Genomic DNA, 25,211 nt, shown 5'->3' with positions numbered 1-25,211 from the left:
AAGTGTTGCAGATGTCTATTTCTGAATTGCAGGCACCGATGAGGACGATTATGACCCCGGGGCCGGTTGAAGTCGACCCAAGAGTATTGCGTGCCATGAGCACACCGATTATTGGACAGTTTGATCCAGCATTCACCAGCATTATGAATGAAAATATGGAGATGCTGCGCCAGGTCTTTCAAACGAAAAACCGCTGGGCGTTTCCCGTGGATGGAACCTCCCGTTCGGGAACGGAAGCGATTCTTTGCAGCATTATTGAACCAGGAGATCGGGTGCTTGTCCCGATTTTTGGACGGTTTGGTCACTTATTGGTGGAGATTTGTGAAAGGTATGGTGCAGACGTTCATACAATCGAATGTCCATGGGGTGAGGTGTTTGATCCGCAAACGGTGATTGAGGAAATAGGTAAAATTACACCAAAAATTGTCGCCGTAGTTCATGGAGAGACATCTACCGGCAGAATGCAGCCGCTTGAGGAGATTGGAAAGGCGTGCCTTGAGCGGGACGTATTGCTCATTGTGGACGCAGTGGCCTCTATCGGCGGCGCTGAAGTGAAAACGGATGAATGGCATTTGGATGGAGTGATTGGCGGTACCCAAAAATGCTTATCAGTACCATCTGGAATGGCGCCGATTACCTATAATGAAAGAATTGAAACCATTTTATCAAAAAGAAAAAAGGTCGAGCGCGGGATTGCCACACAGGAGGATTTGCTGTTTTCCAGAAGCGGCCGGCCGATTGCCAGCAACTATTTTGATTTAAGTATGCTGCAGGATTATTGGGGACCAAGAAGGCTGAACCACCATACAGAAGCCACTTCGATGAATTATGCTCTTCACGAGGGATTACGGTTAGTTTTGGTTGAAGGGCTCAAGCCGCGCTTTGAACGCCACAAATTTCATGAAACAGCTTTAATAGCAGGCCTTGAAGCGATGGGATTGACTCTGTTTGGCGATCCAGAGCATAAGCTCCCGTGTGTGACTTGCGTTGAAATTCCATACGGGATCGACGGAGAGTCCGTCCGCAAAATGCTTCTCGAGGCCTTTAGCATTGAAATTGCTTCCTCCTTTGGACCGCTCCACGGGAAGATTTGGAGAATCGGGACAATGGGGTACAGCTGCCGCAAAGAAAATATCCTCTCAGTGCTTGGCGCATTAGAAGCCGTCTTAATACGCCATAGGGCTAAGGTGAATCGAGGAGAAGCCCTGCAAGCTGCGCTTGATGTGTACACAAAGCCTATCCATAACTAGACTGGACATGATTTGTTCGGTCTTTTTTTATGGCCGCTGAATTATGGGAAAACATTTAATAGACTGAAAATAAATAGGGCTATTGACTCATTGCCGCTACACTGCTAATATACCATTTATTATATTAATATAATTTTCACCTTGTATAAGTTCAAGAATATGGCTTGAACGTCTCTACCTGGCTGCCGTAAATAGCCTGTCTACAAGGACAATCTTTGGACGTATACATACGTTTGTTTGTCCTTTGCAGACACATCCCCTGGCAGCTTTTGCCAGGGGATTTTTTAATAGATTCGGAGGAATTCATATGAAAAATTACTTTCAATTTTCAGAACGGAATACGTCTTTTAAACAGGAAAGTATTGCCGGGATCACCACCTTTTTATCATTGGCCTATATTTTGGTTGTGAACCCCGTCATCTTGAGCCAGACTGGCATGGATAAAGGGGCATTATTTACCGCGACTGCCTTATCGGCCATCATTGGTTCTTTATTAATCGGACTGATCGCTAACTATCCGATTGGGATCGCTCCCAGCATGGGGATGAATGCGTTCTTTACCTTTACGGTTTGTATCGGGATGAATATTCCATGGCAGACTGCCCTGGCAGGCGTTTTTATCGCAGGCGTATTATTTATGATTTTGAGCTTATTAAAAATCCGCGAAAAGATCATTAATGTCATTCCCCGGGATTTAAAGCATGCGATTGCCGGTGGAATCGGCTTCTTTGTTGCTTTTATCGGGCTAAAAAATGCTGGAATTGTCGTTTCCAATGAGTCTACTTTTGTGGCTATTGGTAACCTAAAAGCTGCACCAACCTTGCTGGCGATTGTCGGATTTGTCATTACCATTATTTTTCTAAATAGGGGAGTAAAAGGCGGCATATTCTACGGGATGGTCATCACCACCATTATCGGTATCCTCTTTGGCATCATAGAACCCCCTAAGGCGATTATTGGTCATATCCCTAGTCTTGAACCAAGCTTTGGTGCTGTTTTTGGTGCTTTAGATGACGTGTTTTCTCCGAAGGTACTTGCAGTTATTTTTACCTTTTTGTTTGTTGCCTTTTTCGATACAGCTGGTGCTTTGATTGCCATTGCCAGCCAAGCAGGCCTTATGAAAAACAACGAGATTCCCAATGCGGGAAAGGCCTTGCTGGCAGATTCATTGGCAGCTGTGGTCGGTGCCATTTTAGGAACATCTACGACCGCCTCTATGGTTGAGTCGTCTGCTGGCATAGGAGTGGGGGGCCGGACAGGCTTTACTTCTATTGTCATTGCAGCTTGTTTTACGATTTCTTTGTTTTTCTCTCCAGTTTTGTCGATCGTGACTACTGAGGTTACAGCTCCAGCTCTAATTATTGTTGGTGCCATGATGGCGACAGAAATCAGCAGGATTAATTGGAGTAACTTTTCCATTGTGATCCCAAGCTTTGTCACGATTATTATGATGCCATTAACGTATAGTGTGGCAACCGGCATTGCGCTTGGGTTCATTTTGTACCCCATCAGCATGATGGCGATGAAAAAGACAAAAGAAGTTCATCCCATCATGTATATTCTAGGAATAATCTTTATTGGCTATTTTGCTTATGTCATTTAACCGATACTGGTTCTTTTGAATCCTATCGTGCTTCAAAAAAACAGGGCAGTTCCGAAGTACGAGAACCGCCCTGTTTTTTTATTGTGCCAATTCCAATAGTTTCTGCTCAACGTTCTGAACCAGCTCTTTGCTTGGGGCAGGGCTGTAGCCGTTAAGCATGAGGGAGAAGGCCAGCAGGTCACCCTCTTTTGTTTTAACATACCCGGAGAGCCCTGGCATATCCGGCCGGTTTTCTTGTATTCCAACTAGTTGTGAATGATCATTGTTTGCCAAAGAATCATAGAATACTTGAAAAGTCGGCTTTCCCGTTTCGGCAGCCAATAAGCCGGCTACTTGTGCTGCGGAAATTTGGGTATAGGTGGTCCATCCCGATCCATCCATCATGTCAAACTCTGAGGAGCTGATTTGTTTCATCGTAGCTTGAACCGTATTGATTCCAGCTTCGAAGGTTCCCATTCCATTGTTCAGGGTTCCCAAAGTTCGAAGGACCATTTCTGCCGTAAAATTATCATTTTGGTGATTCATATAGCTGACAATTTCAGAGAGAGAAGCAGACACATAGGTTTTGACTATTCGCGCATCAGCTGGTTTGGCTGCGCTCACTACCTCACTTTGAGGACTGACATTCACACCTGCTTGTTTTAGCTTATCTTTCAAAACATTGCCTGCATAAAGCTGAGGAGCCTCTACAGCAACATCTTTAAAACCTATTCCACTTTCAGCTGGCAGGGATCCTGAGATTTCAATTGTATTTTCACTGCGAACCCTTTTAATTTGGAAAGTATTTTCAGAGTTTGCTTCACCTGTGACCGCTGTATTCACAATTTTTATCTCATCCATATTCGGCTCAATGGAAAAATGTACACTCTTGCCAATTTTTCCAGGTTCAAAATGGACTCGGACTGTTCCGTGATTAACGGACAGCGCTGTAATTTGCGGCTGGTATGCTTCACTTTCATTGTCCCATGTCCAGCCAGGTGCATATACATCTTCCGTAAAGAATTGGCTGTCCACAATGATGTTTCCTTTCACGAGATGGATGCCGGCATTTTTTAGATCTTGACCCATTCCTTCTAGGGTTGGTCCATTTAATATTTGCCGAGTGCGGTCCGAGGCTATCGTTGGGTCTCCATAGCCTTTTACAATAATATCTCCATTTAACACACCAGCCGTGATTGTCCCTGTTGTATATAGTTCTGTTTTAAAGCGGTAGTTTTGTCCAAGATTATCCAATGCACTGGCGGTGGTTAACAGTTTGACACTCGCTCCTGGTGTTAAAAGTGATTGCGGGTTCCGTGCATACAGCATTTCTTGTTTTTTGGCCGAATAGATTACCGCACCTTTAATCAGTCCTTTAAAAGCAGGATCATCTATAAGTGGGTCAAATTCCTTTGCCAATGGGTAGCTTTGGGGATTTGACGCTATGTCTGGCGGTGCAGGCAATACTGGATATTGGGCTAAAGCTATTGCGATTTGGTTTTGCAAATTTGTCGCATAGGCGCTTTTATAGATTCCATTGCACATAATGGAGAACGCAAAGGTTTTCCCATCTTTCGTTGTGACATAACCGGCAAGCGTGTTGACACCGCTCATGCTGCCAGTTTTCGCCTTTACCTTGCCTTCAGCAGCAGTGCCCTTCATCCGGCTTTTCAATGTGCCGTCAACGCCTGCGATTGGCAGAAACGATAGAAACCGATCGCGTGCCGGGCTGTCATATATGCCGTTCAGCAATTGTGTGAAGGCGTGAGGGGAGATATGATCCAAACGGGTGAGACCGGAACCGTCTTTTTGGATATAATCATCCTCCAACCCTAAATCATTCAGGAATTGATTAATCACTTGTGCCCCTGCAGCGATTGATCCTGTGCCGGTTTCTTTTGCACCTAATTGCTTTGTCAGCATTTCGGCATAAAGATTATTGCTATCCTTCAACATTTTGGTTAAGATGTCATCTAATTTGGGGGATTCCACACTGGCTGCCAGACGAGCTTTGTCACTGGCAATGCCTTTCACAACAGTAGCTTTCTTTTTAAATGTAATGCCTTTCTCTTTAAGCAAATTTTTAAAGATGGTGCCTGCGAAAGAGGCCGGGTCATGAACCGTCCGTACTGTAGTATAGCCATTTGGGTTGTAATCTTTTCCAATCGTTCCGCTCACGGCTATTTCATTTTTTCCAAGCGTTCTGTCAACGGTCAAGGATGCTTTGTTGCCCGCAACCGTTGTTGCTGTGCTGGCTACTGTGAAGAAATCAGGCGCCGAAGAAAAGCTAATCTTGGCAGGTGCACCAATCTCTGTTCCTGGCTTAACCGTTATGTCTACCACATTTTCTCGAATGGATAGGGCGCTCATTTCCATATTATAATAGTAATTCTCGTCGTCCCACATCCAGTTTTCCCCTAAATGCTGGTCGTCAAAATAGCTTTCATCGACAATAATGTTGCCATTGACTTTATGTATGCCCTGATCAAACAGAGTATTGGCCATGGTGTCCAATTTGTCAACTGTCAGCGTAGGGTCGCCGTAGCCTTTTAAAATGATATCCCCGTTGAGAACCCCATTCTGGCTCAGCTTTCCAGTCAGAAAGACTTTTGTCGGGATGGTCATGTCTTTTGGCCATTTGCTCACGGTTGTTGCAGCCACAAGGAGTTTAAATGTTGATGCCGGAACAAATGTTTTTTCGGATTGATATGCCGCGAGAGTTTGATCATCATCAAGTGAATAAACCTCATATCCTACAGACATTCCTTCACTGTTTGCGTCACTGCCCAGCTGTGCTGCATAGGCATTTAGTAGTTCACTGAGATGTTCTTCAGTTGTTTGGGCACTTACGGGTTGAACGGAAGCAATCATCATCATGCATGCCAAAAGTAAAACAGTCCATTTAGCTTTCCAACGGTACATTCAATCTCTCCTTTGGTCTATTATTTGATAAAGATATACTATTTCGACTATTACATGTATAATCCTTCCAGTTTTTAATAAATGGTAGAGAAGTAATAGTACTGATATAACGACATGTTGGAAGGATAGGGAAAATTATCCATATTAAGTAAAGATTAGAAAGGAGGATTTTAGGTAATCGGGAGTTTGTAACTTGGTAAAAGTTCAAGGCGACAACCCATAACAAATTTAGTTAATTTTGTCCTCATGAATGAAGGACCATTAGCGAACTCTATTACTTCATTAAAATCAATAGATTGTATTACACCCTCGACTTAAAACATACACTCTTCTTAGAAATGTTTTAAAAGGAGAGGGAGAAATGCACTTTGAAAGGCAAAAAGCAATGATGCTAGCAGAACAAATCAATAGTTTTAACCAATTTGTCCTAAAAAGCTTTGAAAACAAAAACGGCATTCATGCCAAACCCGATAAACTCTATCAAATAAAGCTTTGGATAGAAGATTTTAAATTTCAAATCATTGCAGATGAATTGATGAGAATCAACCAATACGACTGGGATGAAAAGTACACGCACTATCTGGTTACACAGTTACAAAAAGGAATCACCAACATTGATGAATATGTTAAAAATAACTACAGCGACTTATACCTTTTTACCGCTAGACTTTATACATTGAAAAATCTGATCCAATCCTTTGCCCATTTGAAAATCCAAAACGAAAATGAATCCAGTTAAAAGCAGGTATCCAATATGTTAATATGGAAATAAAAATAACGATGATATTTATTTTAATCAAAAGAAAAACTATGGCTAATGAGGCCAAAAGAATAAGGAGATATAATGTCAAAAGAAATAAACAATCCAGGATGGAACTTTGACAACAGTTACAACGGGCTGCCAAAATTATTATTTACCAGCCAAGAACCGACACCCGTCCGATCACCAAAATTGGCTGTCTTCAATGAACCATTAGCAGAATCTCTGGGACTTAATGTTGAGGCACTGCGAAGTGAAAATGGTGTATTCGTTTTTGCTGGTAACAAGATTCCCGAAGGTGCATCACCAATCGCTCAAAGCTATGCGGGACACCAATTCGGGCATTTTACTAAGTTAGGGGACGGGCGGGCACTGCTGCTCGGAGAACATATTACTCCTCAAGGAAAACGGGTTGATATACAACTCAAAGGTTCAGGAAGAACACCCTATTCCCGGGGAGGCGATGGCCGGGCAGCCCTTGGGCCCATGCTGCGCGAATATATCATCAGTGAAGCAATGTACGCACTTGGCATACCGACAACACGAAGTCTGGCAGTGGTGGATACCGGCGAGCAGGTCTACCGGGAAACAGCATTGCCAGGAGCCATTTTGACCCGTGTGGCTGCCAGCCATATTCGAGTAGGAACTTTTCAATTTGCAGCGGCTTGGGGAACAGTAGAGGACCTCCGGAAGCTCGCAGATTATTCGATCAAGCGACATTATCCAGAGATTGAATCCAATGAGAATCCATATTTATCATTGCTCCAGCAAGTCATTGAGCACCAAGCAAATTTGATCGCAAAATGGCAATTGACCGGCTTTATTCATGGTGTAATGAATACCGACAATATGGCCATAAGCGGTGAAACGATTGATTATGGCCCATGCGCCTTCATGGATACCTATGACCCGGCTACGGTATTCAGTTCCATTGACCGTGAAGGCCGCTATGCCTATGGCAGCCAGCCTTATATTGGCGGGTGGAATCTGGCTCGGTTTGCCGAGGCCTTAATACCCATTCTTCATAGCGATGAGGAACAAGGTTTAAAATTGGCCCAAGATGCGATTTCGGATTATTCGAAGGTCTATCAAGAGAATTGGCTTAAAGGCATGAGAGCGAAACTCGGAATCATGAATGAAGAAGCCGGAGATGAGGCCCTAATTGAAAACCTTCTCCAGCTTATGAAGCAGAACCAGGCGGACTTTACTAATACCTTCCGCAGCTTAACCCTTGATCAGCCGGAGGAAACCGGCCTTACCGGAATATCAGAATTTGCCCAGTGGCATAAACAATGGAAGGAAAGGCTCGGCAGGCAGCCAGAATCAATTGAATCTGCGCATGAATGGATGCGCAAATCAAATCCTGCTGTTATCCCGCGAAACCATCGAGTAGAAGAAGCACTGAAAGCAGCGGAGAAGGGCGACTATCGTGTAATGGAAAGGCTGCTTAACGTGCTATCCTCACCATACGGGTACACTGGTGAACAAAATGAATATTGTAAACCTCCGGCACCATCGAAGATCCCATACCAAACCTTTTGCGGCACCTGAAGCTTAGGCAAGGATATTTGAAAGGAATTTTCCACAACCGGATGGCAAATTGCGAAGGGCAATCATCAAAAGATTGCCCTTCGCCTTTTACCTCCATTCTCCCTGTCCAAAAACATGTATCAGTTTTTAAAAATTCAAAATCAATTGACTATTATCTGAAAAATGTGGTAATTTTTAGTAAAGAATTATAGTAGAAAAAGAGTATCAAAGAAACAATTTGTAAGCGCTATTTTATGAATGGAGGAAAAGTCGTATGTCAAATATTCCGTCAATCCTCAGGAACTTGAGGATTCCTGTCATTGGGTCTCCGCTTTTTATCATCAGTAACCCCAAGCTGGTAATTGAGCAATGCAAGGCAGGCATTGTTGGTTCTATGCCGGCACTCAATGCAAGACCCGTTTCGCAGTTAGATGAGTGGCTGGCTGAGATAACTGAAGAACTTGCTGCATATAACGCCCAGAACCCGGAACACCCAGCGGCGCCGTTTGCAATAAATCAGATTGTCCACAAATCAAACGACCGCCTTGAGCATGACATGGAATTATGCGTGAAATATAAAGTTCCCATTATTATTACATCATTAGGGGCAAGAGAAGAAGTCAATGTCGCCGCACACAGCTATGGGGGATTTGTTTTCCATGACGTTATTAATAACAAATTTGCCCATAAGGCAATCGAAAAAGGGGCGGATGGATTAATTGCCGTTGCAGCAGGTGCCGGCGGCCATGCCGGCAGCAAAAGCCCGTTTGCGTTAGTACAGGAAATCCGCCAGTGGTTTGATGGTGCGCTTGCGTTGTCTGGTTCGATTGCAACCGGTAAAGCGATTCTTGCTGCACAAGCCATGGGTGCTGACCTTGCCTATATTGGCTCGCCATTTATTGCCACCCATGAGGCAAGGGCGGTTGATGAGTATAAGCAAGCAATTGTGGACAGCACTTCAGATGACATTGTCTACAGCAACCTTTTCACGGGAGTTCACGGCAACTATCTTGCCCCGTCCATCCGGGCGGCAGGCTTGGATCCAAATGCGCTGCCAGAAAGTGATCCATCCAAAATGAATTTTGGCGGAGATGGGAAGGCAAAAGCTTGGAAGGATATTTGGGGAAGCGGTCAAGGCATTGGCGCCATATACGAAATTACCAGCACTGCCGCCTATGTAGATAAACTCCACCAAGAGTATATTGCCGCAAGAAATGACCTAGTGAGAGCCAGTCAAGTATTTGCATAAACGAACAACAGCCGTTTCCTAAAAGGAGCGGTTGTTGTTATTTATAGAACAAGCTTGCTGATTGGAAGACTTTATCTACACAGCACTTCTACCAAACCTAAATAAATAATGATAAAATATAATACATTACCACTGTAGTGATTAATATAGTAAAATAGTTAGTAAAGTTTAAAAAAAGAGCAATATCATATGGAGGAAATAAAGTGTCATACCAATTGAGAAATAATTTTAAATTGTTTGCGCTAAAAACCAATCAAAAGCTGGCAGCAGAAATTGCAGTTCTTTTGGGCTGTGAGTTAGGTAAATGTTCTGTATCAAAATTTAGTGATGGAGAACTTCAGATAACGATTGAAGAAAGTGTTCGCGGCATGGAGGTTTATGTGGTTCAATCTACCTCCTATCCTGTGAATGAAAGCATTATGGAGCTCTTGATTATGATTGATGCTTTGAAACGGGCTTCAGCAGGGAAAATCAACATCATCATCCCGTATTTCTCCTATGCACGGCAAGACCGTAAAGCTCGTTCACGTGAGCCGATTACCGCAAAATTAGTAGCCAATCTTTTAGAGGTTACCGGAGCTAATAGGATTCTAACCATGGATCTTCATGCTCCACAAATGCAGGGATTTTTTGACATACCTGTCGATCATTTAGTTGGTGTGCCAATTCTCGCACAATTTTTTGAAACAAAAGGACTAGACGACCTTGTTGTCGTGGCTGCACATAATGGCAGCATGGGCAGAGCCCGGAAAATGGGCAATCTCTTGAATGCTCCTATTGCCCTAATCGATAAAAGGCAGCCTGAGGAAAAAGGGGCTGAAACCATCGATGTTGTGGGGAATGTTGCAGGGAAAAATGCTATCATTATTGATGATTTAATAGATACAGGGACATCGATAACTTTTGCTGCAAAAGCATTGGCGGAAAGCGGAGCAAAATCAATTTACGCTGGAGCCACCCATGCCGTTTTCACCGCACAGTCAATCGAAAAAATTGAGTCTTCACCAATTAAAGAATTGGTTGTAACCAATACGATCGATATTCCTGAGGAAAAACTGATCGACAAAATCAAAACGATATCGGTTGCTCCATTGCTCGCAGAAGCGATTGACCGTATTCATAATGAAAAAGCTGTAACGCCTTTATTTGAATAAAATTTATTACAGAATGGAAATGATTGCTGCTGGGGGCTGTCCGTTTTTTGGACATCCCCATTTTTTTAGAGAGAATTGGGACCGCTCATATTCTGCAAACTTCTATTATACGCCTAAGTCAACGTATTTTTGATTTTCCTTCTCCAACGTTTTTATGAGGGTCGTTAGGAAGCTTTTTGCCTCTGTTGACAGCCCTTTTTTACAAGCTAAATACCCCATCGGTATTTGGACTTGTCCATGCTTAAGCACAAAGGGGATCGGCTTAATAATAGTGTTTAAAACAAATTCTTTTTTTACGGCTAAATCGAAGGCAAGGGTAATCGCTCTGCCATCTTCAACCGTTTTCCGAATCACATCCTTATTGTTGGAAGCAAACAATATATTGAGTTTGCCATATTTTGATTCCAATCTTTGATAAAATTCTCGCACGAACTGGCTGTTATAAATTACATTAGGCTGATCAAGCAAATCGATTGGATATATTTGACTGCGGGACGCCAAAGGAGATGTGTGGCTGACGAGGGCATATAATTTTGTTGTTAATAGGGTCGTAAAAGAAAGATTCTCAAAGCTTTCATATTTGTTGTCTATGCCTTGATAGACATGAATAAAGCCGATATCGATTTTCTCCTGGTTGACTCCTTCAATAATGGCTTCGGTTGGATTCTCGTCGATTTCTATTTTTATGTTGGGATGCTCTTTAATGAAGGACTTAACAGAGTCAAGAAGGACCGAGTTAAATAAACCTGGCACGGCAGATACTTTTAAAATACTATTTATTTCCTTCGCCATTTTCTGCACTAACTCTTCAAACTCTTGAATTTTAATCACAATTTCCTCCGCTTTTTCAATCAGGACTTTTCCTTCATTGGTAGGCTCTACCCCTGAACGCAGACGTTTAAATAGTTTCATTCCCAGTTCTTTTTCCAAAGCGGCAATTGAGCGGCTGATCCCGGACTGTGATACATAATAGTTTTGCGAAGCAATGGTGATCGATTTGGTTTTGGCTACTTCAACCATATATTTTAACTGATCTATGTTCATGTCCACCCTCCATGACTTTTTATCATAATCGCATGATTAATAGTTATTTTACAAGTAATTTCCAATTTTGTAAAATTGATTCAGAACTATCAAAATATTATAAAAAATATTTCAGGTGTGTTGAGGGGGGTTGTTCTTGTCAGAAGCCTTTAAAAACATTGATCAGGTCAGCATTGATTCCTTACATGAGGATTTCCATGTCAATCATGTGATTGACTACATTCATGAGGGAATACGCAAGCTTGATAAAAACTATGCGTTAGATTTATACAAAAAATATGAACAGCTGCGTTGGAATGTTCAAGAATTAGATTTCACCCAGGACCGCATTGATTGGAACGAGAAACTCACGGAAGACCAGCGGAAATCTTTTTTAAGCATTGCGACCGGGTTTCATCATGGTGAGCGGCAGGTAGCAGTGGATGTGATCCCGATCATTTCTGCTGTGCCGGCTGATGAGCATAAGATTTTTTTGGCAAGCCATTTGGAGGATGAGGCAAGACATACGGTTTTTTTTGATCGTTTTTACCGCGAAGCCATTGGCATTGAGGCGGAAAATATGATGGAAACTTTAGACAAATCGTTTGATTTTATGAGTGAAACCTTTATTGGCTCCTTTGGGTTCTTGGCCTATCTGGTGGATCAAATTCGGTTAAATCCAGATGACCGGAAATTGCTGGTTTCAGCGCTGACGAATTACCAAATGTGGATTGAAGGGGTATTGGCATTAAGTGTTATGAAAATCACCTTAAGCTTCTGTAAGGAAAATAATGTCCTGCCCGCTTTTCATAAAGGATTTATCGCAACCACTCGAGACGAATCCCGCCACGTTCAATTTGGCATGAAATTATTGAGTGAATTGATTCATGATGATCCGTCGCTTGTTCCAGTTGTGTATGACACCGTCAACACCATGCTGGCAATGAGCAATACGTATACCCAAGCGATTGACTATTCACCCCTTGGCTTGGAACGTGACACAATTCGAACTACGATGATCCGGAATTTGCAGAAAAAATTCCACATGATAGGGCTGGCGATTCCAAAAAAGATACAAGAGCTAATGGATTCGATCGTGCCGGAAGCAGCGGCTGGCGGCTGATAAGGAGGCGACTTGATGGGAAATTTATTGTTCAGTGAAACCTGGGTGGACCAGTTTATGAAGGAAACCCTTAAGGGACCTAGTCCTGAACGGAAGGAAAAAGTGGATGAGAATTACTGGAATTGGATTGAAGAGCGTAAGAAAACGCTGGATATCAGGCTTGGATTAGTTTTAAAAAAACAAAATCCCGAAGACGACCAATATGGGTATTTTGATATTGTTCAAGGTAGCGTCGTTCAGGCCTATTCAGGAACATCATCTGATCGGGGAACGGCTGATTTTATTCTGGCTGGGACAGAAGAAGACTGGTACGAGATTATTGCCGGAAATCGGGAGTTGACGCAAAACATGATGTATCGGCGGATCAGGCTCGTCCAGGGCAATCTTCATGAATTTTTTAGAAGCATTTATTATTTTGTAGAGCTGCTGCGATGCGGTATACGGGTTCCAACAGAGTTTGAACTTATTGATCAGGCATCAAAGGTTTAGTCCTATTTGTTTTGTTACAGGCGAAAAATGTAAGCGTTTACCATTTTTGCTAAAGCTAAAAAATGATTAGAAAAGAGGGATAGGAGATGGATTTCACATTAAATGACGAACAGAAAATGATTCAGCGCACCGTAAGAGATTTCGTAAAAAAAGAATTAATGCCTTACGAACAGGAAGTATTGAAAAATGAACGAGAGGGCAGGCCGGGCATGAATGCGGAGGATATCAAAAGAATCCGCCAAAAAGCAAAAGATTTAGGTTTTTGGGGTATTAACACACCCGAAGAATACGGTGGAGCAGACCTGGGCCCCGTCATGACAGCACTTATCTCAATAGAACTTGGCCGCACCTTTGTCCCGTTCAACTTCGGCGGATCTGCCGACAATATCCTTTATTACTGCAACGAAGACCAGGAACAAAGGTACCTGATACCGGTCATTAATGGAGAAAGAAGATCCTGCTTCGCCCTAAGCGAGCCTTCTGCCGGCTCAGATGCCGGGAACATCAAGATGACGGCTGTCAAAAAAGGCAGCGAATGGGTTTTAAATGGCGAGAAAATTTTTATCACGAACGGAAACGAAGCTGACTTTGCCATGGTATTTGCCGTTACTGATAAAGAAAAAGGCGCAAGAGGCGGTGTTACTTGCTTCCTGGTGGATCGTGATATGGGCTGGCGGTCTGAATACATCCATACGATGGGGGAATGGGGACCTGCCTCACTGGTATTTGAAGATGTCCATGTCCCAGAAGAAAATATTCTGGGTGAAATTGGCGGAGGCTTCAACCTGGGAATGCAATGGATTGGGCAAGGCCGCTGGCTGATTCCTGCCCGGGCAATTGGGGCGTCTGAACGGCTCCTGCAAATGGGTATTGATCATGCCAAGACCCGAGTCACCTTTGGCAAGCCAATCGCTGACCGTCAGGCCATCCAGTGGATGATTGCCGATTCAGGAGTGGAAATTGAAGCGACAAAATGGCTGGTTATGCGTGCTGCGTGGCTTCAAGAAAAGGGTCAAGATAATCGCCATGCTGCTTCGATGGCAAAACTTTATGGTTCTAATATGGCCAATCGAGTTGTCGACAGGGTGCTGCAGATTCATGGGGGAATGGGATATACGAAAGAATTGCCGATTGAACGCTGGTATCGGGAAATGAGATTGTGGCGGATCTTTGAAGGAACAGACGAAATCCAACGATTTATTATCGCGCGGAACTTAATCCGCGGTAACGTTAAAGTCGGTGAATTGCTGGATTAATGATGCTTTTCGAAACCCATCTGCATACAGCCAATTGGCTAGGGAATGTAACGGAATCGATTTAAGACAGCACAAGTAATACAGCTTCATAAATTACCACCTGCTGTTGATCAATCTATTTTGTCAAATCCTATGTAAATTGATTGGGGGGGATTGTTATCGCACTCATTAAGGACTTATTAGATGAAAATATAAAGAAATATGGAGAATACTCATTTATATATTATGGCGACCAGACTTATAGTAATTTAGATGCCTTAAAGCATGCCAATCAGATTGCATGCAGCTTGAAAAAACTAGGTATCGAGCAAGGGGACCGAGTTCTCGTCTGTATGCCCAATTGCCCTGAGGTTTTGTTTTCCTATCAAGGCATTACACGTGCAGGGGCCATTATTGTCCCAGTGATGTACTTATTGCATGCTCATGAAATTGAATACATTATCAAAGCATCTCGTGCAAAGGCGGTTATTACTTCTTCTGAAATCCTGCCGAAAATAAAGGAAAGTGTTCAGCTTATAAATGATAAACCTTTCATTTTGGTCAGTGGCCATTGTGAGGATTCAGATGCAATATACTTAAAAGAACTAATGGAGCAAAGTGAAGAAAACGAAAGTCCGGTTATTGAGGAGTTAACGGAAAATGATCCGGCCGTCATTCTTTTCACCTCTGGAACAACCGGCAAGCCTAAAGGAGTCATTCTCACACATAAGAACCTTTATTCGAATGCCGCCGCTTCACTTGCATCTAACACGAATCCAGATCGTATCACAACCATTGGCGTCCTTCCATTAGCACATGTATTTGGTTTAACAGTTTCCAATGTGCTGTATTTACGAGGATCTTCGATTGTTGTCTTCTCCAAATTTGATTCAGAGAAAGTTTTCGCTGCGATTGAAACCTATAAAGTGCCATATTTCTCAGTTGTTCCAGCTATGGTTTATGCTATGCTGCATCATCCTAATGCGGATAAATATGATCTTTCCAGCTTAGAAAAATTAGGGTCAGGTTCCGCAGCATTGCCGGATGCAGTCAGGTTGGCCTTCAAAGAAAAATTTAATGTAGAAGTGTACGATGGGTACGGCTTATCGGAAGCTTCACCGGCTGTATCAGGCTATCGTGATGGAATGCCTTATAAAAAAGGGTCAGTAGGTATGCCAATTGAAGGTGTAGAAATTCGGATTGTCGACGTGAATGACAGAGAGGTACCGGTTGGGGAAGTAGGCGAATTGATTGTCCGTGGAGATAATGTCACTCCAGGATATTTTGAAAACGAACAAGAAACGGCCCGCGTCCTTAAAAACGGCTGGCTCTATACGGGTGACATGGCAAAAGTGGATGAGGAAGGGTACTTGTATATTGTTGATCGAAAAAAAGACCTGATTATCCGAGGCGGGTTCAACATTTATCCCCGTGACATTGAAGAATTGCTTTCCGCTCACCCGGCAGTGTTAGAAACGGCCGTCATTGGTGTGCCAGATGATCGGATGGGCGAGGAAGTCCTTGCGTTCGTCGTAAAGAAACCGGACATTAATATTTCTGAACAAGATTTGATTCAGTATTGCCAAGCCCATATCGCAAAAAATAAGTCACCCAGAAATATTGTTTTCATTGATTCGCTGCCGAGGAACGGGGTCGGAAAAATTTTAAAAACTAGATTGCGAGATTATAATGCTGCTGGGCAGCCATCAAATAGATAGGCTGATTGAGAAATCCGCATGAATTGCTCTTTGGCTCCTTCCGAAAGAAACAAAAACGATCAATCAATTCACTTTAGGCCGGGAACCATCAAAAAGTTTTTCATTTCAGACATGGAGACAAACGTTTTTTCATGCGGGCATATTGCCCTATATGTTGGGGACCATTGTATTTTCCTTATCAGATTCAAGCATAACTTCTACCCTTGCCTATTTTATTGTTGACCATTTAAACTCGACACAGGCCATGACGGGTTAGGCATTTGCGGTAAATGGGGGCATGGGTGCACTTGTCAAAATGACCCTGTTATCCAAAATCAACTCGCGTTTCGGGGAGACAGGGACGATTATTACAGGTCTTGGTTTCGGGGCAGCAGGCTATCTAATGCTGGGATTTTCAAACTTTATGGTTCTTGCTTTTGGATCACTTGTTTTATTGGCATGCTGTCGGGGTTTTGTCGTTCCTATGCTGTCTACAGCAATTTCTTTACGAATGTCTAAAAATGTCCAAGGTAGAGGGTTTGGCTATCAACAAACAGCCAATAGCCTTGGTCGTACGATAGGTCCCTTGATCGCCAGCTGGTTTTTTGCCTACTATGCAGGGGCGCCATTTTTGTTTTCCAGTGTGTTAATTCTGTTATTTCTTGCTTTTTATTTGGGATGGGTTCGCTGGTCAAGATTCTATCCTCAAGAAAAACAAACTGTGATGATCTGCCATAAGAGAGGTGAAGGCAATGGTTAAACATGAGCGAGTGGCGGCAATTGTCGGTGTTGCCGAATCGGACCTGGGCATTGTACCCAATAAATCGGTCCTGCAATTGCAAGCAAAGGCTGCCAAACTAGCTTTGGATGATGCTGGATTTGCCAAAGATGATGTTGACGCCATTTTTACAGCGGGCAACTGGTCGTGGGCCCCCAATATGATGCTGGCTGAGTACTTAGGTATACAGCCGAAATATACGGATGGAACCAATATCGGGGGTTCCTCCTTTGAGTCGCATGTGGCACACGCCGCGGCGGGAATCAGGGCGGGATTATTCGATGTTGCTCTGATTACGTACGGCAGCACCCAGCGTTCAAATCCATACAGGCCTCAGGAAACAGCGGTTCGCTTGACGGATCAATTTGAAAGGCCATTTGGGCTGCCGACCCCGGTCGGTGCCTATGCTCTCGCAGCAATGAGACACATGCATCAATATGGAACCACATCCGAGCAGCTGGCAGAAGTGGCGGTGGCCGCAAGAAGCTGGGCAGCAATGAATCAAAAGGCTATGAAGCGGGAACCGATTTCGATTCAGGATGTACTGGATTCCAGGTGGATTTGTGAACCTTTGCATCTGCTGGATTGCTGTTTGGTCACAGATGGCGGAGGTGCTGTAGTTGTGGCATCGGCAAAGGCCGCTGAAAATGCAAAAAAACCGCCGGTATGGATTCTAGGACATGGGGAAACACATACACATAATACAATTACAAATATGCCAGACTTGACCATAACTGGTGCCCGGGAGTCGGGTCAACAGGCATTTCGAATGGCGGGTATTACCCATGATGACTTGGATGTTGTCGAAATCTATGATTCTTTTACGATTACAGTATTGTTATCCTTGGAAGCGTTAGGATTTTGCAAGCCTGGAGAAAGCGGTGAATTTGTAAGCGGCGGCCGCACTGCACCTGGTGGCGATTTTCCCATGAATACGAATGGAGGGGGACTATCCTACTGCCATCCGGGAATGTATGGGATATTCCTGCTTATAGAAGCTGCCAGACAGCTGCGGGGTGAATGCGGCGAGCGTCAGCTTCAAGACGCCAAACTTGCCTTAGTTCACGGGACTGGAGGAGTTTTATCCTCAAGCTCCACCGTCATATTAGGGAGGGATTAAGCATGACAGTTGTGCCAAGGCCGGTTCTGGATGGGGATTCCTTAAAGTATTGGGAAGGTTTACGAAATGAGGAATTATGGATTCAGCGCTGCAATGATTGTCACCAGCATATCTTTTATCCGCGGTCGATTTGTCCTGATTGTTTTTCAGAGGAAATCACCTGGGTACAGTCAGGAGGAACTGGAAAGATCTATTCCTTTACCGTTGTCCATCATGCATTTGGCCCATTTAAGGAACAGCTGCCTTTCGTGGTCGCCATCGTAGAACTCGATGAGGGTGTTCGGATGATGACAAGATTAAAAGCGGGTTCTAAAAATCCTTCGGTAGAACAACGGGTAAAAGTAATCTTTGAAAGGCTGGATGAGGAGTTGACTCTGCCATATTTCGAACCAGTTTGATCGGTTCGATATCGTTTTTTAAAAAAATGTAAGCGTATTCACGAGTCGCTAGCAGTTAGAGGTGATCGGTAAATACAGGTAACTATTTTTTTATAATATCCTTTTTTTAAGAATAAAGGAGGCTGTTGTATGGCAAAATCACGGTTATTTTATGAAAAAGAAGAATTGAAGACCTATCCAATTGGCGGCCGACGAGTCTGGTTGTTATTTATTGTCATTCTTGCCAATTTTATCGCTGCTTATGAAGCTCAAATCTCACCGGTCGTACCTATGCTTTTAGACGGACTAAAAATGACGCTGACGGAATACGGTCTTATCTCTTGCGCATCAATTATTGCGGCGGCCATATCTGCGGTAATTTTCGGCCCAATCGCTGACCGGCATGGACGGGTCCGGTTCTTAGTACCAAGCTTATTTTTAACCGCTATTTGCGTATTTTTAATGTCGACGGTCGATACGGTAATGGGATTGCTTATGGTTCGTGTCCTCTTGGGATTAGTGGAGGGGGTTTCAATTAGTACCACTGCAGGGCTTGTCCGGGATTTTTCCCCTCGTATGGGCCGGGCGCTGGCATATGGGTTTTGGACATTCGGCCCGGTCGGTTCTAACTTCTTTGCCAATGCGCTGGCGGCATGGACACTTCCGATTTTTCTTACATGGGAATCGCAATTTATCATACAGGGTGTGATTGCCTTAGTTTCTTCGATCCTCATTCTATTTAATATTCGCGATCTTTCACCAGAGCTGAGATCTCATGTTATTTCAAATTTGGACCAGGTGGAAAATGTCAATAAAGTGGTTCAAAATGTTAAAAAAGAACAGAAACAAAAGTCTGGGGAAATGCTGCGTGTCCCGAGGATATGGGCCTTAAGCATCGGAATTTCTCTATTTCTATTAACCTACCTAACGATACAATCCTTTGGCACCACCTTATTGGTTCAGGCTTTTGGCTATGATAATGCAGAGGCTGCCAGTATTGCCCAGTATTTTTGGACGTTAAATCTCTTCACGCTTCTTATTGCAGGATGGATTTCAGATAAACTGCGCCTTCGAAAAATAATCTCTTTGATTGGAGCCATTTTGTCTTTGGGCTACATGATGTATTTTGCTACATTAGTTGGAACTGATATAGCAGAAGGACAATTAATTATAGCCACTGCAATGCTTGGCGGGTTGATGGGTATTGCTTATGGTCCATGGATGGCGCTATTCTCAGAAAATGCAGAGGATATTAAAGCGTCACTTCAAGCTTCCGCATGGGGTCTTTGGGGATTCATCATCCGGGTCGTGGCAATTGCAATAGTGTTGATTTCTCCAGTAATAGTAGGCAGTGGTTCTGGATGGGATACCTGGCTCTGGGTATGTGCGCTTGGCGGCCTTGTTTATATTCCTCTTCTCTTTAGCGCAAAAGGTCCATGGTTCAATCGGAGCCTGTCCGAAGAAACTGTACCGCCGCCTGAAATGATTGGGTAAACGCAATTTGATAATCCGCAATAAATTGCCTTCACTTCGTGAAGGTTATTTTTTTCTCTTTCTCTGACAGAGGCAAGGTAAAATCTTGTAAACATGGAATTGGAATAATTTTGTTAGATCCTTTGACAATCGATAAATTGGACGATAAAAAAGTATGGAAGAAAATATGACGAAATAATTTACAGTTTTTGCCAAACCTAATAAGCTTGACTTGTGCTTAAAAAAACAAAATGAAGAGGTGAAGAGAGTGAATGGAGCAAATTCTTGAAATCGCCAATAGTCCAATGATGTGGGTGTTTGCACTGTTTGTTATGTTAATCGTCTTTTTCCAAGCAGCCGTATTTATTCGGCTGGTCAAGAGAAATGCACCACAAATCGAAATGAGCAAAGCCGAAGTTAACAAAGCGCTGCGCACTGGTATTATCAGTGCACTGGGTCCATCACTCGGGATTATAATCATTGCCGTTTCACTAATCACATTAATTGGTGCACCATTAACATTAATGAGGATTGGGATTATTGGATCGGCCGCTTATGAATTAACCGCCGCAGGAATTGGTGCAAAAGCATACGGAGTGGAAATTGGAAAAGATGGATACAATTTGCAAGCTTTCACCACCGCCGTATGGGCGATGTGCTTAGGGGGACTTGGATGGCTCCTGTCAGCCGCGCTCTTCACAAAATCATTAGGAAAGGTTCAGCAAAAGATAGCAGCAAAAAATACAAAAATGATGGCACTAATTTCTACAGCAGCCATGATGGGAGCTTTTGGATACTTTGTTGCAGGCCAAATGGTAACAGGTGTCAGTACAAGTTTGGTTCTCATCGTTTCAGCCGTAACAATGGCAGTGCTCATGATGATTTCGGAACGCCGCAGCATCGGCTGGTTAAAAGAATGGGCTTTAGGAATTACCCTGATAGTTGGGATGTCCTTTGGGTATTTGACAACGATTTTTTAAACGGAAGGGAGCTGATCGGATGAATCAAAACCATGATTTAACTGCATTTCATGGAAAAGCCCATTTTTGGGGGAGGCTGACACTTTGGGCTGTAGTCGCAGCAACGATAATTCCGCCGCTCTATTTATCGTTTGTGCTCGGCTATCATCCAGGCTGGGGAGTGATCCTTGCCGCTTTTGCCGGAGTTGCCGCTTTTGTTGGCGTGATGTGGATTTTAGAGCCGGTTTCATATTTTCCTAGTTTAGGAATTTCGGGAACATATATGAGCTTCCTTGTTGGAAACATCTCAAATATGTGCCTTCCTTGTTCAGCTGCGGCTCAAAATGCAGTCAATGCTGAGCCTGGTTCCAAAAAGGCCGAACTGGCTGCAACGCTTGGCATTGCCGGAGCTTCTTTAGTTCATATCACGGTGTTAATTCCTATCGTTCTGGGGGGAGCTATTTTAGTGGCGTTTTTGCCTCCAGCTGTACAAACCGCTTTTCAATTTGTCCTGCCCGCTATTTTTGGCGGAGTCACTATTCAATTTGCGATGAAGCGTCCTGTTTATGGTATCATCGGAGTTTTCATGGGGATTCTCATTACACTATTACCGATTCCCAGCTTTATTAAAGTGATGGTATGCGTCAGCATCACCATTGCCTTAACGTTTCTTTATGAAAAATACCAGCAATCTAAAAGAATGCTGGCAGAGGAAATTTCAGTTCAGGAAAATTAAGGAGATGAGAAAATGGCAAATTTTATGGAAACTGTAAAAGTCAATGATCTCGTAACAACTTGGGTGGAGGAGCACGCAGCAGATTTAATCAAATGGTCAACAGATATTTGGAATTATGCCGAGCTGGGGCTGGAAGAATACCAGTCCTCAAAATTGCTCGCAGAACAGCTGGCAAAGGCGGGGTTTACTATTGAAATGGGTGTTGCCGATATGCCTACCGCATTTGTTGCTTCCTGGGGAACAGGTAAGCCGGTAATTGGTATATTAGGTGAATATGATGCCTTACCAGGGCTTTCTCAAAAACTGGTTCCAGAGAAAAAACCTATTATTCCGGAGGGAAGCGGACATGGGTGTGGGCATAATATTTACGGGGTCGCTGCTGCTGGAGGAGCGATTGCAGCAAAGGAATGGCTGGAGAAGGAAGGAATACCCGGAACGATTAAGTTTTACGGCTGTCCTGCAGAGGAAACCCTTGTTGGAAAAGTTTTTATGGCTAGAGAAGGAATATTTGACGATGCGGATATATGTTTAACCTGGCATCCAGGTTCAGTGAACACAATCTGGTCAAGCAGTTCTTTAGCGATGAACTCTGTGAAATTCAATTTCTATGGAAAATCGTCTCATGCAGCTGCTAATCCGGAGGCGGGCAGAAGTGCGCTTAAGGCGGTTCAGTTAATGGATATTGGGGTTAATTTTTTACGTGAGCATTTAATAGACCCGATTCGGATTCACTCCACCATTACAAATGGGGGAGGCGGGCCGAATGTGGTACCTGATAAGGCGCAAATATGGTATTACATACGGGCTCCCCATCGGTCAGAGGTGGAAGAAACCTATGATAAATTAATTAATATTGCCAAAGGGGCAGCTCTAATGACTGGAACGGAATATGATATTGATTTTATTACAGGCTGTTATGAGATGCTGCCGAATAAGATTTTGGGAGAGGTTTTATTGAATAATATGAAAAAGGTTGGAGCACCTGACTTCGATCAACAAGATATGAAACTGGCGAAGGAGTTAACCGATTCATTTGATCCCGGGATGAAGGAATTGGTAGTAAAAACTTCTGGTGCTTCAAGCAAGTTAATAGAGCAATTATTACATGAGGAGGTGGTGGAACCGTTTGATGAAGGTAAGTCAATGTCAGGTTCCACGGACGTCGCTGATGTTTCATGGAATGTCCCGACTGCGCAATTCACAACGGCCTGTGCGCCGATTGGCACTCCGGGGCATTCATGGCAAAATGTAGTGGCAGTTGGCTCTTCTATTGGTCAAAAAGGAATGCTGTCAGCTGCAAAGATACTAGGTTTAAGTGTTGTAGAATTAATGCTAGATGCTGACTTGATAACCAAAGCAAACGAAGAATTTATAAATGAGATTAAACAGAAAGGAGAATATATCTCACCATTGCCGGAGGACTTAAAGCCCCCAGTGCCAGTGAAAGTGAAGGAAATGAAATAGGAAAGTTTCCACAATTATTCCATACCAGTGTGGCATAGATACTAAAGAAAGGATGGAATCACCATGATTTCATCCTTTCTTTTACCAAATTATTTGACATAACCGTGTTGTTTTAATAATTCATAAGCAGCGAGTTCGTTTTCTTCCTTAATTTGATACTCCAAACTCGCATCCACCACTTTGGCACAACGGCCGCCAAATGGCTTCAGCTCTTCTTTAATCACCTTTATATCCACAATGTCTTTCAAGGGATAACTAACCTTCACCACTAAACACCTCCTATAAAAACTATAAGAGACTAAAACCGCATTTTCAGTGACAAAAGTTACCAGAATTAGGTTGAAAAAGGACAGGGGAGAACTAGGTTTCACAAAATTGCAACATAATCAGCAAACAGCCGGCCATTCCGTGATTATAATATAAGTATAAAGAAAGCGATTACAACTTTAACAAAATGAATACGTTTTTTAGCTTAATTCATAATTCTTCTTGATAAGGAGTGGGGTTGGAGATGGAATACCAAGAGGTGAAAAAAGTTTTAGAAGGAATGAAACTTGATTTATTACAGAAATTAGAGGATCCTAGCCTATCATTAGACGAGAAAGTCAATATTAAAAAAACGATTTATAACTATGAATATATTATTGAATTAACAGAAATGAACCATTATGAGCGCGGGTTTGAGGTTCTCTAATGAATTGCACTGTTGGGGGCACATTATATATATTGCTGCTTTGAAGCAGGTGATTACCGGTGGATTGGTTCCTCCGGCTTTTTTATGCTTCCCATGATCATTTTCTGTAGCGTTATTGTTGTCTAGTGCGGCTAATCAAGATACTATTTAATTAGATATCATTTTTCGTTATAGAATAAACCATCCTTTTATCGTCACAATGGCGAGGGATACTGGTTGTATGGGGGAGCAAACGGTTATGGCACGAGTAAAATCGGTAAAAATTGATGGTGAGAGTATACACGTATTTAATAGTGCGATTTATATTTTTGAGTCCAGTTCAGGATTTACTTTAGAAATGGATTTAATTGTAAGTGAGGTTACAGTTAATAAATATAAAGCCATTGACAACCTTATACTGGAAATTGAACTAGAAGACGGCAGAATATACAATTCCATTATGCACATGAAGATGCTGGCAGGAGGATTGCCGCAGCTCAATTTATACTGTGAAATAGACAATTTGCAAGAATATGAAGGCTTTGACAGAGTCAACGAAAACGATTCGTGGTTTCCTGCAATAGAACAAGGCATCACCTTGGAGGACATAAGAAAAGTAGAAATGCCAGATGAAGAAATTCGGCTCAAAATAAAACTGCCAATCGACCAAGCAGAATGGTTAAAAAACCAGAAAAAATCCACATTAAACACACTATTTAAAGATTGGATTTACCAGCATTGGAAGCAGCAGGAGTAAACGCTTTAGTGGAGCGGGGACTGTCCCCAGCTGCTTCACCGTGCTAATAGGCTGGGGGACTGTCCCCATTAATAAGATATGGCCCGTTTGTTTTGGTTTTGCCAAATTTGGTTAAACTGGGTTTTGCTGATTTTTACGTTTTTTTCGTTTGTCCAGCAATCATTGTAGTGGTAATGTTCTTCGTCAAATCCGGTCAGGACTAATGCGTGAACAGTAAACCCATGGATTGGTCCAACCCATACGACAATTGGTTTGTTGCGGGCTAAATGTTTTTCTAGTTCTTGATTGCTCATGCCGGTTAAATTTACTGAACTTCCGGCGTAAGTTTTCACTAAGTCCAATAAAGCAGCTGGATAAACCGTCCAGCCATCGTCTGTAAACGGATCTCCTACATAGCCCCATTCAGGATTTTCGGGATCTCTTGGCATCGCATCTGCCAGCGTCAACTTATCCACTTGGGCCCCTTTATACTGCAACATCATGGTTACAGCCGTAATTTCACAGCCTGTCGGCAATTCTGGCCTTTGGCATATCAATGGCACATTTAATCTCATAGGAACATACCTCCAATCATTCTATAAAAGAAAAGCCTCGATTTATATGACTATACTTTCATAAAAGGGAATCATTTTTATCATTTTTAATATTCTTGCAATAATCAATTCTACCAAATAACGCTGCAAATTTATATTGTTTTCTATCAAAAGAATTGGCATAAGCTATAGTATAAGAATAATAGTCGTGAAAACCATAGTTATGGTAAAATCTAGTAAAGATTCAAAATTGGTAGTGTCAAAAGTTCTATGAAAATTCAATAGGTTGGGTAGGTGCTTTTCCATTTTATTGGTGAAAAGGCCCCG

Annotated in this window: 23 protein-coding genes and 1 riboswitch; of the genes, 19 read left to right on the top strand and 4 right to left on the bottom strand. The window is 42.9% G+C overall.

Annotation, left to right across the window (positions count from 1 at the left end; genetic code table 11):
- Positions 1 to 11 precede the first annotated feature (11 nt).
- Complete coding sequence (locus NFS43_RS12720) at positions 12 to 1,250, top strand: pyridoxal-phosphate-dependent aminotransferase family protein (RefSeq protein ID WP_251552050.1); 1,239 nt, start codon at positions 12 to 14, stop codon at positions 1,248 to 1,250.
- A gap of 121 nt (positions 1,251 to 1,371) precedes the next feature.
- Positions 1,372 to 1,473, top strand: a riboswitch (purine riboswitch).
- Positions 1,474 to 1,557: 84 nt separating this feature from the next.
- Positions 1,558 to 2,853: an NCS2 family permease gene (locus NFS43_RS12715; RefSeq protein WP_251552049.1), complete on the top strand. Its 1,296-nt coding sequence runs from the start codon at positions 1,558 to 1,560 to the stop codon at positions 2,851 to 2,853.
- Positions 2,854 to 2,931: 78 nt separating this feature from the next.
- On the opposite strand, the gene dacB is transcribed toward NFS43_RS12715, so the two are convergent.
- The gene (gene dacB / locus NFS43_RS12710; protein ID WP_251552048.1) at positions 2,932 to 5,754 is read right to left on the bottom strand and encodes a D-alanyl-D-alanine carboxypeptidase/D-alanyl-D-alanine endopeptidase; all 2,823 of its coding nucleotides are present in this window, start codon (positions 5,752 to 5,754) and stop codon (positions 2,932 to 2,934) included.
- Positions 5,755 to 6,115: 361 nt separating this feature from the next.
- On the opposite strand from dacB, the gene NFS43_RS12705 reads away from it, so the two are divergent.
- The 4 genes from NFS43_RS12705 (at position 6,116) to NFS43_RS12690 (ending at position 10,447) form a co-directional block, all read left to right on the top strand.
- Complete coding sequence (locus NFS43_RS12705; protein ID WP_251552047.1) at positions 6,116 to 6,493, top strand: hypothetical protein; 378 nt, start codon at positions 6,116 to 6,118, stop codon at positions 6,491 to 6,493.
- Positions 6,494 to 6,598: 105 nt separating this feature from the next.
- Complete coding sequence (locus NFS43_RS12700; RefSeq protein WP_251552046.1) at positions 6,599 to 8,065, top strand: protein adenylyltransferase SelO; 1,467 nt, start codon at positions 6,599 to 6,601, stop codon at positions 8,063 to 8,065.
- A gap of 253 nt (positions 8,066 to 8,318) precedes the next feature.
- Positions 8,319 to 9,293 (top strand): NAD(P)H-dependent flavin oxidoreductase, encoded by a 975-nt coding sequence (locus NFS43_RS12695; protein ID WP_251552045.1) that lies wholly within the window; start codon positions 8,319 to 8,321, stop codon positions 9,291 to 9,293.
- A 203-nt stretch (positions 9,294 to 9,496) separates the two neighbouring features.
- A complete protein-coding gene (locus NFS43_RS12690) occupies positions 9,497 to 10,447 on the top strand; it encodes a ribose-phosphate diphosphokinase (RefSeq protein ID WP_251552044.1) in 951 nt (316 codons plus the stop codon).
- A 105-nt stretch (positions 10,448 to 10,552) separates the two neighbouring features.
- Here NFS43_RS12690 and NFS43_RS12685 read toward each other — a convergent pair whose 3' ends face one another.
- Positions 10,553 to 11,491 carry a LysR family transcriptional regulator gene (locus NFS43_RS12685; protein WP_251552043.1) on the bottom strand — a complete coding sequence of 313 codons (939 nt, stop codon included), beginning with the start codon at positions 11,489 to 11,491 and terminating at the stop codon, positions 10,553 to 10,555.
- 136 nt (positions 11,492 to 11,627) lie between these two features.
- Here NFS43_RS12685 and NFS43_RS12680 point away from each other — a divergent pair, with 136 nt between their 5' ends.
- The 11 genes from NFS43_RS12680 (at position 11,628) to NFS43_RS12630 (ending at position 22,921) form a co-directional block, all read left to right on the top strand.
- A complete protein-coding gene (locus NFS43_RS12680; protein WP_251552042.1) occupies positions 11,628 to 12,593 on the top strand; it encodes a ribonucleotide-diphosphate reductase subunit beta in 966 nt (321 codons plus the stop codon).
- Between the two features lie 15 nt (positions 12,594 to 12,608).
- Positions 12,609 to 13,082, top strand: coding sequence for a hypothetical protein (locus NFS43_RS12675; RefSeq protein ID WP_251552041.1), 474 nt, complete (start codon positions 12,609 to 12,611; stop codon positions 13,080 to 13,082).
- Positions 13,083 to 13,168: 86 nt separating this feature from the next.
- On the top strand, positions 13,169 to 14,338 hold the full coding sequence (locus NFS43_RS12670) for an acyl-CoA dehydrogenase family protein (protein ID WP_251552040.1): 1,170 nt from the start codon (positions 13,169 to 13,171) through the stop codon (positions 14,336 to 14,338).
- A 143-nt stretch (positions 14,339 to 14,481) separates the two neighbouring features.
- The gene (locus NFS43_RS12665; protein ID WP_251552039.1) at positions 14,482 to 16,035 is read left to right on the top strand and encodes a class I adenylate-forming enzyme family protein; all 1,554 of its coding nucleotides are present in this window, start codon (positions 14,482 to 14,484) and stop codon (positions 16,033 to 16,035) included.
- Between the two features lie 277 nt (positions 16,036 to 16,312).
- Complete coding sequence (locus NFS43_RS12660; RefSeq protein ID WP_251552038.1) at positions 16,313 to 16,774, top strand: MFS transporter; 462 nt, start codon at positions 16,313 to 16,315, stop codon at positions 16,772 to 16,774.
- Positions 16,767 to 17,912 (top strand): acetyl-CoA acetyltransferase, encoded by a 1,146-nt coding sequence (locus NFS43_RS12655; RefSeq protein ID WP_251552037.1) that lies wholly within the window; start codon positions 16,767 to 16,769, stop codon positions 17,910 to 17,912. The genes NFS43_RS12660 and NFS43_RS12655 overlap by 8 nt, the downstream gene beginning before the upstream one ends.
- Before the next feature lie 2 nt (positions 17,913 to 17,914).
- Positions 17,915 to 18,310 (top strand): Zn-ribbon domain-containing OB-fold protein, encoded by a 396-nt coding sequence (locus NFS43_RS12650; RefSeq protein ID WP_251552036.1) that lies wholly within the window; start codon positions 17,915 to 17,917, stop codon positions 18,308 to 18,310.
- Between the two features lie 129 nt (positions 18,311 to 18,439).
- Positions 18,440 to 19,783 carry an MFS transporter gene (locus NFS43_RS12645; protein ID WP_251552035.1) on the top strand — a complete coding sequence of 448 codons (1,344 nt, stop codon included), beginning with the start codon at positions 18,440 to 18,442 and terminating at the stop codon, positions 19,781 to 19,783.
- Positions 19,784 to 20,034: 251 nt separating this feature from the next.
- Positions 20,035 to 20,742: a DUF5058 family protein gene (locus tag NFS43_RS12640; RefSeq protein ID WP_251552034.1), complete on the top strand. Its 708-nt coding sequence runs from the start codon at positions 20,035 to 20,037 to the stop codon at positions 20,740 to 20,742.
- 19 nt (positions 20,743 to 20,761) lie between these two features.
- Complete coding sequence (locus NFS43_RS12635) at positions 20,762 to 21,457, top strand: small-conductance mechanosensitive channel (protein ID WP_251552033.1); 696 nt, start codon at positions 20,762 to 20,764, stop codon at positions 21,455 to 21,457.
- 12 nt (positions 21,458 to 21,469) lie between these two features.
- Complete coding sequence (locus NFS43_RS12630) at positions 21,470 to 22,921, top strand: amidohydrolase (protein ID WP_251552032.1); 1,452 nt, start codon at positions 21,470 to 21,472, stop codon at positions 22,919 to 22,921.
- 89 nt (positions 22,922 to 23,010) lie between these two features.
- Here the strand turns inward: NFS43_RS12630 and NFS43_RS12625 are convergent, their stop codons facing one another.
- Complete coding sequence (locus NFS43_RS12625) at positions 23,011 to 23,187, bottom strand: hypothetical protein (protein WP_251552031.1); 177 nt, start codon at positions 23,185 to 23,187, stop codon at positions 23,011 to 23,013.
- A gap of 245 nt (positions 23,188 to 23,432) precedes the next feature.
- Here NFS43_RS12625 and NFS43_RS12620 point away from each other — a divergent pair, with 245 nt between their 5' ends.
- A complete protein-coding gene (locus NFS43_RS12620) occupies positions 23,433 to 23,615 on the top strand; it encodes a DUF3896 family protein (protein ID WP_277613941.1) in 183 nt (60 codons plus the stop codon).
- 238 nt (positions 23,616 to 23,853) lie between these two features.
- Entirely contained in the window at positions 23,854 to 24,351 is a 498-nt protein-coding gene (locus NFS43_RS12615) for a hypothetical protein (RefSeq protein ID WP_251552030.1), read from the top strand.
- Positions 24,352 to 24,419: 68 nt separating this feature from the next.
- Here NFS43_RS12615 and NFS43_RS12610 read toward each other — a convergent pair whose 3' ends face one another.
- Positions 24,420 to 24,905 carry a C39 family peptidase gene (locus NFS43_RS12610; RefSeq protein ID WP_251552029.1) on the bottom strand — a complete coding sequence of 162 codons (486 nt, stop codon included), beginning with the start codon at positions 24,903 to 24,905 and terminating at the stop codon, positions 24,420 to 24,422.
- Positions 24,906 to 25,211: the final 306 nt, after the last annotated feature.

This window comes from Neobacillus muris, assembly GCF_943193175.1.
GTDB classification, from domain to species: Bacteria; Bacillota; Bacilli; order Bacillales; family Cytobacillaceae; genus Neobacillus; species Neobacillus muris.
Note: the sequence above shows the minus strand (reverse complement) of the source record. Positions and strands in the feature narration are given on the sequence as shown.